At 44.5% G+C, this 13,035-nt stretch carries 14 protein-coding genes; 1 reads left to right on the top strand and 13 read right to left on the bottom strand.

The features are described from left to right. Window positions 1-29: 29 nt before the first annotated feature. From MOF34_RS00900 to sppA, 12 genes are all read right to left on the bottom strand, one after another. Window positions 30-797: an SDR family oxidoreductase gene (locus MOF34_RS00900; RefSeq protein ID WP_019715365.1), complete on the bottom strand. Its 768-nt coding sequence runs from the start codon at window positions 795-797 to the stop codon at window positions 30-32. A gap of 125 nt (window positions 798-922) precedes the next feature. Next, window positions 923-1,054: a hypothetical protein gene (locus MOF34_RS00905; protein WP_019715366.1), complete on the bottom strand. Its 132-nt coding sequence runs from the start codon at window positions 1,052-1,054 to the stop codon at window positions 923-925. A gap of 64 nt (window positions 1,055-1,118) precedes the next feature. Continuing rightward, window positions 1,119-2,504, bottom strand: a complete 1,386-nt coding sequence (argH, locus tag MOF34_RS00910; protein ID WP_268397999.1) for an argininosuccinate lyase — start codon at window positions 2,502-2,504, stop codon at window positions 1,119-1,121. Then, complete coding sequence (locus MOF34_RS00915; RefSeq protein ID WP_019715368.1) at window positions 2,501-3,712, bottom strand: argininosuccinate synthase; 1,212 nt, start codon at window positions 3,710-3,712, stop codon at window positions 2,501-2,503. The genes argH and MOF34_RS00915 overlap by 4 nt, the downstream gene beginning before the upstream one ends. Before the next feature lie 170 nt (window positions 3,713-3,882). After that, a complete protein-coding gene (locus MOF34_RS00920; RefSeq protein ID WP_019715370.1) occupies window positions 3,883-4,395 on the bottom strand; it encodes a MogA/MoaB family molybdenum cofactor biosynthesis protein in 513 nt (170 codons plus the stop codon). An 83-nt stretch (window positions 4,396-4,478) separates the two neighbouring features. Next, window positions 4,479-5,666 (bottom strand): acetate kinase, encoded by a 1,188-nt coding sequence (locus MOF34_RS00925; protein WP_019715371.1) that lies wholly within the window; start codon window positions 5,664-5,666, stop codon window positions 4,479-4,481. A 345-nt stretch (window positions 5,667-6,011) separates the two neighbouring features. Then, window positions 6,012-6,998, bottom strand: coding sequence for a class I SAM-dependent methyltransferase (locus MOF34_RS00930; protein WP_268398002.1), 987 nt, complete (start codon window positions 6,996-6,998; stop codon window positions 6,012-6,014). Between the two features lie 59 nt (window positions 6,999-7,057). Then, window positions 7,058-7,561, bottom strand: coding sequence for a thiol peroxidase (gene tpx / locus MOF34_RS00935; protein ID WP_003223506.1), 504 nt, complete (start codon window positions 7,559-7,561; stop codon window positions 7,058-7,060). Between the two features lie 108 nt (window positions 7,562-7,669). Continuing rightward, window positions 7,670-8,125 carry a GerW family sporulation protein gene (ytfJ, locus tag MOF34_RS00940; protein WP_003223504.1) on the bottom strand — a complete coding sequence of 152 codons (456 nt, stop codon included), beginning with the start codon at window positions 8,123-8,125 and terminating at the stop codon, window positions 7,670-7,672. A 13-nt stretch (window positions 8,126-8,138) separates the two neighbouring features. Beyond that, complete coding sequence (locus MOF34_RS00945; protein ID WP_268398003.1) at window positions 8,139-8,819, bottom strand: DUF2953 domain-containing protein; 681 nt, start codon at window positions 8,817-8,819, stop codon at window positions 8,139-8,141. 67 nt (window positions 8,820-8,886) lie between these two features. Beyond that, window positions 8,887-9,387: an RDD family protein gene (locus MOF34_RS00950; protein ID WP_268398004.1), complete on the bottom strand. Its 501-nt coding sequence runs from the start codon at window positions 9,385-9,387 to the stop codon at window positions 8,887-8,889. 12 nt (window positions 9,388-9,399) lie between these two features. Beyond that, window positions 9,400-10,407: a signal peptide peptidase SppA gene (gene sppA / locus MOF34_RS00955; protein ID WP_268398006.1), complete on the bottom strand. Its 1,008-nt coding sequence runs from the start codon at window positions 10,405-10,407 to the stop codon at window positions 9,400-9,402. Window positions 10,408-10,593: 186 nt separating this feature from the next. Here sppA and MOF34_RS00960 point away from each other — a divergent pair, with 186 nt between their 5' ends. Continuing rightward, window positions 10,594-11,397 (top strand): NAD kinase, encoded by an 804-nt coding sequence (locus MOF34_RS00960; RefSeq protein ID WP_268398008.1) that lies wholly within the window; start codon window positions 10,594-10,596, stop codon window positions 11,395-11,397. Window positions 11,398-11,433: 36 nt separating this feature from the next. On the opposite strand, the gene MOF34_RS00965 is transcribed toward MOF34_RS00960, so the two are convergent. Continuing rightward, window positions 11,434-13,020: an amidohydrolase gene (locus tag MOF34_RS00965; RefSeq protein ID WP_268398010.1), complete on the bottom strand. Its 1,587-nt coding sequence runs from the start codon at window positions 13,018-13,020 to the stop codon at window positions 11,434-11,436. Window positions 13,021-13,035: the final 15 nt, after the last annotated feature.

Raw genomic sequence — 13,035 nt, forward strand, 5'->3', positions numbered from 1 at the left:
TATTTTCCCTTTTTAAAAAGCTGAAAAACTTATGTTGTTTGATTCTTATTAATGACATTGAGGCCTCCGGTGGCTTCAATGACAGTCCCTGTCACAAGGTCTGAGTTCTCCTCGCACAAGAAAGCGATAATCCGGGCGATATCCTCGCCTGTGCCGGATCTTCCTATCGGCGTTTTGTCTTTGCCGATTCGCTTTCTGGCTTCCTCTATTGATGCTTCCTTCATGTCACCGACAATGTCACCCGGGCAAACCATGTTGGCAGTTATGCCGAATTCGGCTTCTTCAATGGCAATGGTCTTCGTTAAAGAAGCCAAACCCACTTTCGCAGCGCCAAATGCCGACCGGTGAAGCCAGCCGGGCGCGTGCGCCGCACCTTGGAATCCGTACGTGATAATACGTCCGAATTGCTGTTTCCTCATAATAGGAATAACCGCTTTGAATAAATGAAAGACAGCGCTTAAATTACCTTCCAGCATTCCGTACCATTCATTATCAGTATAATCGGCTAACTTTTTACGTTCAAATATGTATGGTCCCGCGTTGTTAATCAAAAAGTCGACCCTTCCGAAGCGGTTTAAGGCTGCCTCTGCAATACGCAGCAGATCTTCTTTTTTGGTGACATCACCTTTTACAAATTGCAGCCGGTCAAGACAATCAGGACAGGCTTCCTTTAGGCGGCTGACAGCCTCCTCGTCCTGTCTGTAATTGACTGTTACTGAATACCCCTTTGCAAGCAACGTCTCAGTCACTTTGCGGCCTAAACCCTTCGAACCGGCAGTAATTAAAGCATGTCGCACATGAATACCTCCCAAGCAACGTCGCCGCTTTCAATAAAGTGTTTCTTCTTCTACTTTACTATAAAAGGCCTTCAATATCACTTTTTACACTTTGACATACAAAAAAAGCTGCCTGTACAGACAGCTTATTCTGCAGAAGATGAAGGCTCCTGATCATGCATATCGACATAACCGCTTTGATATGCTTCTGAAATGAGCCTTGTTGTCTCCTGGCTTTCTTGTTCATCATATATATAGCGTTCCAGTTCTTTTTTCATCCTTCTGCCTCCCATCATTATAGAGGTAGGTTGGCTATAATGGCGGGATTTTATGAAGGAAATTTTAACAAACTCCTTCTGCCACGCTAGCTTTTGCTTTTTTAAGCGCCTGCTCCACTTGTTTGAATCCGGTGCCCCCGGCGCTCATTCTTTTTTCAACTGCGTAGTAAGGGTCTAACACAGTGTAAATATCTTCATCGAAGAGCGTGCTCGCCTGCTGAAAATCGGCAAACGGCATATCGCTTAAATAGATCCCTTTTTCGATGCATGTGTACACAAGTTTTCCAACTACTTCATGCGCTTCTCTGAACGGCATTCCTTTTTTCGCTAAATAATCGGCCAGTTCTGTCGCATTTGAAAAGTCTTGTTTTGTCGCTTGCTTCATGACCTCTTTGTTTACAGTCATTGTTTGGATCATGCCTGTGAAGATTTGCAGGCTGCCTTCAACCGTTTTCACTGTGTCAAACATGCCTTCTTTGTCTTCTTGAAGGTCTTTGTTGTAAGCGAGCGGAAGACCTTTCATGATTGTAAACAGCCCCATCATATCACCGTATACGCGTCCCGTTTTTCCGCGGATCAGCTCTGCCATATCTGGGTTTTTCTTTTGTGGCATCATACTGCTTCCTGTTGCGTACGTATCGTCAAGCTCGATGAATTTAAACTCCTGAGAGCACCATAAAATAATTTCTTCAGAGAAACGGGATAGGTGCATCATCAGCATACTGCTGTTGCTTAAAAACTCCAAAATGAAATCTCTGTCGCTGACACCGTCCAGGCTGTTTTCATAAATAGAGTCAAATCCGAGCAGTTCTGCTGAATAATTACGGTCGATTGGGAAGGTTGTTCCCGCCAGCGCCCCGCAGCCAAGCGGAGATTTGTTAATCCGCTTCATTGAATCCTGAAAACGCTCCTTATCACGCTCCAGCATCCAGAAATACGCAAGCAAATGGTGAGCGAACGAAATCGGCTGGGCGCGCTGCAGGTGAGTGTATCCTGGCAGAATCGTTTCGACATTCGCTTCCGCCTTTTCGATCAGCGCGCATTGGAACGCCTCAATCAGCTCGATGATGTGGCCCACATGATGTTTCAAGTATAAATGCATGTCAGTTGCCACCTGGTCATTCCGGCTTCTGCCGGTATGCAGCTTGCCGCCTAGAGATCCGATTTCGTCAATAAGCATTTTCTCAATGTTCAAATGAATATCTTCATAATCAACTGAGAATTCCAATGTTCCTTCCTCTGCTTTTTGCAGAAGGGTATTCAGTCCCTCACGGATTTTCAGTTCTTCCTCTGTTGTCAGGATACCGCATTTTTCCAGCATGGCAGCATGTGCGAGAGACCCTGTAATGTCTTCAGTGACTAAATTTCGGTCAAATGATATAGACGCGCCGAACTCGTCGACCCATTTTTCCGGTGTTTTTTGAAATCGGCCTCCCCAAAGCTTCTTCATGCTTTAATCTGCTCCTTTTTTTTCACGATGCTGTTCACTTTTGTCGGAAGTCCCCATAGCTCGATAAACCCAATTGCCGCATGGTGATCAAACGCATCGTCTTTTGTATATGTTGCAAGTTTTTCATCATATAGAGAGTATTCTGATTTACGACCTTCCACAATTGCATGGCCTTTAAACAGCTTTACGCGGACAATGCCTGTGACATGCTTTTGCGTTTCTTTTAAGAAAGCATGCAGGGCGTCTTTTAACGGTGAGAACCATAAGCCGTTGTAAATAATTTCTGACATTTTTTGCTCGATAATCGGTTTAAAGTGGGCTACCTCCTTAACCAAGGTTATATCTTCCAGTTCTTTATGCGCTTTGATGAGTGTTATCGCACCAGGGCATTCGTATACTTCCCGGGATTTAATGCCAACAAGACGGTTTTCCACGTGGTCGATACGTCCGACACCGTGTGCGCCTGCCATTTCGTTCAACTTCAGAATCAGTTCAGAAAGTGAGTAAGATACACCATCAATGGATACAGGCACACCTTGTTCAAATGCAATTTCAATCACTTCGGGCGTATCCGGCGTTTTTTCCAGCGGAGCTGTTAAATCGTATGCACCTTCTGGCGGCGCAGCCCATGGATCTTCTAAAATACCGCACTCATTTGCACGTCCCCACAGGTTTTGATCGATTGAATACGGGCTGTCAAGATTGATCGGAATCGGAATACCGCGGCTTGTTGCATATTCAATTTCTTCTTCACGTGACCATTGCCATTCCCGAACCGGCGCGATAACTTCGAGGTCAGGGTTTAATGATTTAATGGATACTTCGAAACGAACTTGGTCATTTCCTTTCCCTGTGCATCCGTGCGCAATCGCCTGTGCATCTTCTTTTTCCGCGATTTCAACCAGTTTTTTCGCAATCAGCGGTCGAGATAATGCTGAAACGAGCGGATATTTTCCTTCATACATCGTATGGGCCTGTAAAGAGATAAGCGCGTAGTCCTGTGCAAATTCTTCTTTTGCATCGATCACGTAGGAGTTTGTCGCGCCGACTTCCAGCGCTTTTTGCTGAACAAATGCCAAATCTTTGCCTTCACCGACGTCCAGGCAGCAGGCGATTACATTATACCCTTGCTCCTGAAGCCATTTTATTGCGACGGAAGTATCAAGACCTCCTGAGTATGCTAATACGACTTTTTTCTGTTCTGACATGATAAAAATCCCCTCTCAACCGTGTTTCGTTTTTGTATAAAAATAAGTTATATTTAATAAAAATACATTTTGTATGTATACACTTTAACAAGTACGTTTCTTTTTTTCAAGCCTTTTATGAAAAAAACTTCACCTATTTTTGCAGGTGAAGTTTCGTAGTATTTATTCATTTACTTGTCTTTTCTGATTTCTCTGACTACATGTGCAAGTTCGGGAATTATCAGCTTATTCATTGCCAGCTTTACTGCGCCGCTTGAGCCTGGTGTCGAGAAAACAGCTGTATGCTGAATGACACCAGCAGTGGCTCTCGACATGATTGCGGCAGAGCCGATATCCTCTGTATAACTCAGCATCCTGAAGATTTCTCCAAAGCCGGGCAGCTCTTTCGAAAACAATGGCGTGATGGCCTCAATTGTGACGTCTCGATTTGCTATGCCTGTCCCTCCGTTTAAGAGAACCGCGTCTGTCTGTTCATCCATGCAGCCCGCAAGCACTGCCCGCTGCAAAGCATCCTTTTCGTCTTTTACAATTTCATATGCAGCAATATGATGACCGGCTTCTTCTAAAAACGAGATCATCAGTTTGCCGCTTTTATCGGTTTCCTCTGTTCTCGTGTCACTGACTGTCATGACTTTGCACCGAACGATATCCGGAGCTTCCTGTCTATGCTCTTGAACGCTCATTGGCCCACCTCTTTATTTTTTCTGTCTGTCACTATCATGCATCAACAAAAAAGCACATTCAAGAGAATGTGCTTTCATGCGATTTATTTTGCTAAACGGACAACGTCACGCGCAATCATGACTTCTTCATCTGTCGGAATGATCATGACTTTTACTGGAGAGTGCGGATAGCTGATGAAAGCTTCCTCGCCGCGTACGTTATTAAGTGCAGGATCCCAGTATACGCCCATGAATTCTAGGCCGCGAAGCACGCGTTCTCTGACTTCTACACTGTTTTCACCGATACCAGCAGTAAAGATGATCGCATCTACACCGCTCATTCTTGCAGCGTATGAACCGATGTATTTGTGGATTCTGCTTGCGAAGACTTCAAGGGCAGTTTCCGCACGCTCATTTCCTTCTTTCGTTGCTTCAACGATGTCACGAAGATCGCTTGAGAAACCGGAAATGCCGAGCAATCCGCTTTTTTTGTTTAATGTATTCAATACTTCGTCAGCCGTTTGGCCTGTTTTCTCCATGATGTATGGAATCAGGGCTGGGTCGATGTTTCCAGAACGTGTCCCCATTGCAACACCGGCAAGCGGCGTAAAGCCCATGGATGTATCAATTGATTTGCCGCCTTCAACAGCCGCAATACTTGCGCCGTTTCCAAGGTGGCAGGAAATCAAGCGTAAGTCTTTTAACGGGCGGCCGAGAAGCTCTGCCGCGCGCTCAGTCACATATTTATGTGAAGTGCCGTGGAAGCCGTATTTACGGATGCCGAACTTTTCATAGTATTCATACGGCAGGCTGTACAGGTAAGACTGCTCAGGCATTGTTTGGTGGAATGCCGTATCAAAAACAGCAACCGCAGGAACATTTGGAAGCACTTCTTTAAACGCTTTAATTCCAACGATATTTGCCGGGTTGTGAAGCGGTGCCAATTCAGAAATATCTTCAATTTCATTTATGGTTTCATCCGTTAATAAAACAGAATCGCTGAATTTTTCTCCGCCGTGCACGACGCGGTGGCCGATACCGTCAATTTCATTCAGATCTTTAATAATGCCGAATTCCGTTAACTTGTTCAGCAGCATTTTAACAGCTACCGCATGATCCGGAATATCAGTTACTTCTGTATTTTTTTCGCCGTTTACAGAAATCGTGAAGACGCTGTCGGCGATACCAATTCGTTCAACTAAACCCTTCGTTAAAACGGTTTCTGAAGGCATTTCGAAAAGCTGAAATTTCAAAGACGAGCTTCCTGCGTTAATTGCAATAATTTTGGACATGATTGACGCTCCTTTATACTCTGTATCAACAACTTCGTTTTCGTACTTTTTTCCCGGTGAATATCATCATCTTCTCCGAAAAATATCTGACTTTTCCATTTAAACATTGTCATGTCGGCATTTCAAGTCAACTTATGTATTGATAACGCTTACAACGAGAAGTCGTTATTTTCAGACATATTACCTACAGAATTCATGTTGACGAACGCTTACATGTTGCGGTTTTTCTTTCTGTATTTTGTGTTTCAAAGCGGAATTCAATTCGCCGGTCATGTCTTCAAGTGCACAAATAAAAACAGCTTAAGCATCCATCGCATGACGGCTGCCTAAGCTGCTATTTAACATCTATTTTTCTTTCTTAAACCACGCATCCAATTGAGCCATCATATCAAGCATAGGCTTCTGATTGGAGAAAGACGGAAGATTCGCAAGCAAAATTTGGCTTGGCGCTTTTGTCTCCTCTCCTTTTTTCTGGAGCACAAGGATGCTTTTGGCATGAGCCTCGTCTTTAAAAATGGATTTTGGAAGCTGCAAAAGCGCGTTGATATGAACTTTATCTTTGAAAAACTGCTTCAGCTTGTCGCTTTGGGAGCTCTCAAATAAATGATTCGGGATCATAAAAAATAGGTAGCCGCCCGGTTTGGTGTGCTTGACGCTTTGCTCAATAAACAGATGATGAGCGAAGGAATGGCCTTCGTCAGCTTTAAGCTCAAACGCTTCTGCTCCTTCGTCATTCGGATAATAGCCGACTGGCAGATCGCATATGACCGTGTCAACAGGATCGATAAACAGCGGCTCAAGGCTGTCCTGATGGAAAAGCTCAAGCTCTTTTTTCAGAAGGTTCGCTTGGGCATACGCGATCTTCAACAGCACATCATCAATTTCAATGCCATAGCTATTTGCCGTTTTTTCAGACAGCTGGTTCAGCACGGTGAACAGAAGGTTTCCCGTTCCTACTGCCGGATCAAGAACCGTCAGTTCCTTTTTGTCCGCCATAAACTTATTCACTAGATAACTGATGAACAGCCCGATCGTGTCCGGCGTCATTTGTCTGTTCGGATGGGAGATATCTTTCAGTCCCTTTAGGACGGCAAGCTGAAAAGCTTTGCGAACCCACTCGTGCTCATACGTGCCGAATTCCGCTTTTTCTAGAAGAGCCTGAAGCTGTTTGGCTTTCTCGTCAGGCAGTTTTAACTGATCCGTTTTTTCAAGAAAATACATTTCTCCCGCTTCAGCCAGCGCCTCTATATATGAAATTTGCAATTCATTTTTTATCAAGATCGCGGCTTCGTTTAACAGCTCGTAAACCGCACCTACATGGTCTTTTTGCATATATGTTCCTCCTTGCCATGAAAAAAGCTCCGGCGGCAGCCTGGAGCTTTTTTCCGTGCTTACTTCACTAATGCCTTGGCAGCCTCAATTGGCTTTTCATAGTTCGGGTGGTTTGTTGCTTCGCTTACATATTCAGCGTAAACGACTTTTCCGTTCTCATCAAGGACGAATACGGAACGTGCAAGCAGACGAAGTTCTTTAATATACACACCGAACGCTTCGCCAAATGACATATCTCTATGGTCAGACAGTGTTTCCACTTTGTCAATTCCGTTAGCACCGCACCAGCGCGCTTGTGCAAATGGAAGGTCTGCACTGATTGTATAGACGTTAACATCTCCAAGCTTTGCAGCTTCTTCGTTAAAACGGCGTGTTTGCGCATCACAAACACCTGTATCAATTGAAGGGATAACAGAAATAATCGTTACCTTTCCTTTCATATCAGCTAACGATTTTTCTTCAAGGCTGTTAGTCAGCACTGTGAAATCAGGAGCTTGATCTCCTACTTTCACTTCTTGTCCAACGAGTGTAACCGGACCGCCTTTAAATGTAATTTCAGCCATTATAATTCCTCCCTTTTGTATGTATGTCTCTATCATAGTAAAGTTTCCTGCAAACTGCAAAGTATATGCCAAAAAAAAGTTAACTGCGGCGGCCGCAGTTAACCTTCTTTAATAATTCATATTGTTCATTTGGTTTTGATTTTGGCCCTGACCTTGGTTCTTGTTATTTTTCTTGAACATTTGCTGGATGCGCTCAAGGGTTTGAGGGGCCGCATCTAAAATTTTCTCAATCAAATGAGTATTTTCATCTAAATGAAGCATTCTGATTCCTGTCGATCCAACAATTAAAAACGCGATCGGCGTAATGGACACACCGCCCCCGCTTCCGCCTCCGAAAGGAAGTTTTTGTTCCCTTGTCTCATCGTCTTCCGATTTCTTTTCTGCCGGCTTTCCGCCAAACTCGCTTCCGCCTGCGGCGAATCCGAATCCAACTTTAGAAACGGTTAAAATCACGCTTCCATCCGGCGTTTCAACCGGATCTCCGATGATGGTGTTAACATCAATCATTTCCTTCAAGTTTTCCATTGCTGTTTTCATTAAACCTTGGATGGGATGGTCTGCCATATATGCTTCCTCCTTAAACTGATGAATCATTCTTTGAGGTCATTCGGGACGACGGATTCTTCTTTAATACGGATAGCTCCCGTCCGTATTTGACGAATTTGAAAGCTGCAAGCATAGCATGTCCAAAGCGAAAAAAGAATATACACTGGAAATGGGTCTTAGAGACAGGGACTTGAAACGATGGAATCACTTGATAGACGGGTTTATTCACAAAATCCAGATGGTCATACAGCATTGCAGCGATACCACCTTTCACACCCCATACAGCACCTGATAATACACCTGTCACTGCCGCGTCTTGAATTCCGACAACTGTGACCCATTCGAGTTTTGTGATATGCAAATGCGCCAGAAAAGACGCACTAATTTTCCGTAATTTGGTGACCTGATGCAGAAGCATTTCGATTTTATGAATGCTTTGCTCTACATCATCAAATGAAATTTTTTTCTTGCTGCTGCTTTTTTTTATTTTCGATGTTGATTTTTGTTTGATATCAACTGTTCCGTCCTCTTTATTCACCTTAATCGCCGGAATTGTTTTTTTGATCCGTATGAGGCCAAACAGCGTCGTGATCTTCAAGGTCAATTTGTCGTTATCATCAGTGTGAAGATACTCTGCAGCGACATGAACTTTCATTCTAAGAAGCAGCACGATACCTATGAGAATAAAAAGGGCTGTCAGCACATATACCATATTCTTCACTTCCTCTAGGAGCATTATCGCCAAATCAGAAAAAAATAAACCCGGACGAGGTCCGGGTTTATCGGTTATTGTGATATAGTTTTTCATGCACCACAGTCGTATCCGCAATGTAATCATGAATCCCCTGTTTTGTAGGCGAAAAAGCAACAACGATATATAAAATCCAAATCTTATCTATATATCGTCCGACTACTTCACGAAAAATCACTGTACTCCATGTCAGCTTATGATCTGGCTTCACGGAAACCACTTTGAGGCCGAACACCATTTTTCCAAGCGTCTGACGGAAAAATTTTGTCATCAGCGCAAAATAGGCAAGATAAACAACAAGTGTAGTCACACTGTAGGCCGAGAAGGTAAACATACCAGATGTTTTCGGCAGATCCAATACGGTAAAGAGGGGAGAAACAAGTAAGTGGTTTAATCCCCATACAACGAGCCAGTCAAGCAGGAAAGCCCAGAAACGAACCCAAAAGCCGGCATAGGCGTGTGTCAGCTGCTCTGCTTCTTGTGGGCTTTTAATGCCATTGCGCTCTAACTCTTCATATGTCGCGTCCATTATTGATCCCTCCTACTTCGCATAGAGATACATCATTCTCGGCGAACCGGATTGTGAAAGAATTTCTCTCATATTCAGAAAATCAATTTCACTCTTAAACATTTTGTTCGCGCCCATGGAAAACAGTGAGCCTAATCCGAAGCTTTCCTCGTAAGAGATGACAGAGGCGTTTTTCAAATCTTTATGATTCTTTTTCATCGCTGAAATGGTATCGTCATAAAAACCAAGCTCATCGACGAGATTCAGTTTTTTCGCCTGCCGTCCGTCATACACGCGTCCGTCCGCGATTTTCTTTACCTCTGCTTTCGACATGCCGCGGCCTTCAGAAATAACAGCAACAAAGCCTTCATACGAATGATCAACCATGGATTGCATGATGTTCTTTTCTTCTTTCGTCATCTCACGGGAAGGTGACATAATATCCTTATGGGCCCCGCTCTTAATCGTTTCAAAAGAAATGCCGAGCTTATCAGCAAGCTTTGAATAATTGACGCTTTCCATAATGACGCCGAGTGACCCAGTCAGAGTTTCTGGGGTCGCAAAGATCTTATCAGCCGACGTTGAAATGTAATAGCCGCCGGATGCTGCCATTGATCCCATCGATACGTAAATTGGTTTTTTAGTTTCTTTCTTGATTTCTTCCAGCTTCTTATGTATTTCAGCACTTTCATATACTCCGCCGCCCGGAGAGTTCACCTTGAGAACGATGCCTTTGACCGCTTTGTCATCTTTAGCACGCTCAAGGTTTTTTAAGAACGTTCTGTGGTTATATCCGGCTGATCCGAGCAGACTGCTTGAATCCCCATTATCCTGAATGGTGCCGCTAACCTCCAATACGGCAATTTTACTTGAAAGACTGCCGTTTTCCAGCGTCTTTTCATGCGATTCACCTGTCAGTGATGCGAGATCCGTTTGAGCGCCTTTGACACTTTCAAAGAAACTCATTGAAATGCTGACGATGATGGACACGCCGAAAATTCCCAGGGCAATCACTAATGCAATCCATCTTTTTGCATTCATCTTTTTCTCCTCCTTTTTCCCACACTCTCTCATTATACGATTCGATATGAAAAATGTTTCATGTGATGAGAAAGCTCCGGCTTAACGGGCTGCCGGCAAACGTGGTACACTTATGGCCAAAGGTATTTTATCACAAATACTGGATGGCAGAAAAACTTAAATATGACAGCAAAGGGGAAATGGGAGATGACCGATCAACGCCGTAATGTTTATTTTTTTCACAAACAGGACCAGGAAACAAACGAACAAGCCAACTCTTTAGCGCAATTGGCTGAAGAGCATGGATTTACAGTTGTGAATCAGCACTCAGACGCCAATATCATTGCTAGCATTGGCGGGGACGGCACATTTTTGCAGGCAGTCAGAAAGACGAATTTCCGTGACGACTGCTTGTACGTCGGTATTACCAAAAAGGGGAAAGCTCATTTATATTGCGACTTTCATAGTGATGAGCGTCAAAAAATGGTCGATGCGATGACGTTTGAACAAATTGAAGTCAGAAAATATCCGTTGATTGAAGTGACAGTGGATAATGCCAGGCCTTTTCACTGCCTAAACGAGGTTTCCATCCGTTCAAGCATCATTAAGACCTTTGTGATGGACGTGTTGATTGATGATCTGCACTTTGAAACGTTTAGAGGTGACGGGATGATTATCTCTACGCCTACAGGCAGCACCGCATATAACAAATCTGTTGCAGGAGCGGTTGTTGATCCGCTGCTCCCATGCATGCAGGTATCTGAGCTTGCTTCTCTCAACAATAACAACTACCGGACACTCGGCTCGCCATTTGTCCTCAGCTCTGACCGAAAGCTGACCCTTCGTGTGGTACAAGACGGCAATGAGCACCCAATCATCGGGTTGGACAATGAAGCACTCAGCACGAGAAACGTAAAAACAATCGAAATCAAACTGTCTGACAAGAAAATCAAAACAGTCAAATTAAAAGACAATTCATTTTGGGAGAAAGTAAAACGCACTTTTTTATAGAACATGAAAAGGACAGGCTACCCGCCCGTCCTTTTATTATTTCTCATATACAATCTGGCCGTTAATTACGGTTTTTTCAATGTCTAAAAGATGAAGCTTTGCAGGGTCAATTGTAAACGGATCCTCGCTGAGAACCGTAAAATCCGCGTCATAGCCTTCGGCAATTTTTCCGCGTGATGTCTCTTTATAAATGATCCCGGCGCTTCCTTCTGTATAGAGCTTAATTGCTTCATATACCGTTAAGCATTCGTTTTCATTATAGCTTGGCCCGTTCTGTTCATGACTGCTTTTACGGAGCACCGCGGACTGGATGCCAAGAAGCGGGTCAACAGGCTCAATTGGGGCGTCTGAGCCGCCCGCGCATAATATACCTTTAGACATCAGTGTTTTCCACGCAAAGGCTGTGTTCATCCGGTCTTTTCCGAGACGGTCAATCACCCAGGGAAAATCACTGGCGACAAAATGAGGCTGAAGATCAAGTGCGACTGGCATACGTGCTGCTTTTTCGATTAATTCGTCATTCAGCACTTGAGCATGAATCAGCCGATCATGGCGGCCGTTTTTGGGCGGTTGCTTTTCTATTGCGTTCAGCACTTTTTCAAAAGCTAGGTCGCCGATTGCATGAACGGCAACTTCCATGCCTTTTTCTCTCGCTTTTCGAATGAGCCTGTCAAGGGTTTCGTCATCATGAACTTGAACACCATTAGTGGACGGATCGTCCTGGTATGGTTCTTTTAATAACGCCGTTCTCCCGCCAAGCGCCCCGTCAGCAAAGATTTTCATCGCACCGAACTCCACATACGGGCCGGACGGCTTCTCCAGCTGCTCCCACCGATCTACCGCTTCGTGATGAACGAGCAAATGACAGCGGAACGGATGCTGTCCGCTAGCGGCAGCTTTCTCATAAGCTTTCATCGGCACCGAAACGTCACCATAATAGGACAAGTCTTCCGAATGTCCGCCCGTCAGGCCTTTTGTCCAGCAGTCCTTTATCGCAGCCGTAAGCGCCTCATCAACATAGTGCTGGGAGACTGGCGGGACAGCCTGCAAAATCAAATGCTGCGCCTTATCAAACAGAAGCCCGGTCGGCTCACCGTTTGCATCTTTTGCGATGACTCCGCCCTCAGGATCAGGAGTGTTTCTAGTAATCCCTGCCACTTGAAGAGCAGCAGAATTGACGGCTATCGCATGCCGGCATATTCGCTTGAGCAAGACAGGCCTGTCTGGAAATAAGTGATCAAGATCATGCTTAACCAAATAGTCCGGTGTCTCAAACTGATTTTCATTCCATCCCTCTCCAATGAGCCAATCGCCTTCAGGAAGCTGTCGCTCTCTTTCTTTGGCAGCCTGCAAAATAGCTTCTTTTGACGTTAGCGCGGACAGATCGAGCTGAAGCTGTTTCTCACCGTGGCCGATCAAATGTAGATGGCTGTCGACAAAACCAGGAAACATCACTGCTCCGTTCAGGCTGATTTCTTCTGTTTCCGGGGACCCGTACGTTTTTTTTAGACGTTCATAGCTGCCGGTGCCCTTTATGACACCATCCTCGACATAAACTGCCTCTGTCAAATCGCCTTCTTCGAGCATCGTATAAATGAAACCGCCGTGCCATATCGCCTTCATCCACGTTCACTCTCT

The sequence above is a fragment of the Bacillus sp. T17B1 genome, assembly GCF_026796395.1.
GTDB lineage: Bacteria > Bacillota > Bacilli > Bacillales > Bacillaceae > Bacillus > Bacillus spizizenii_A.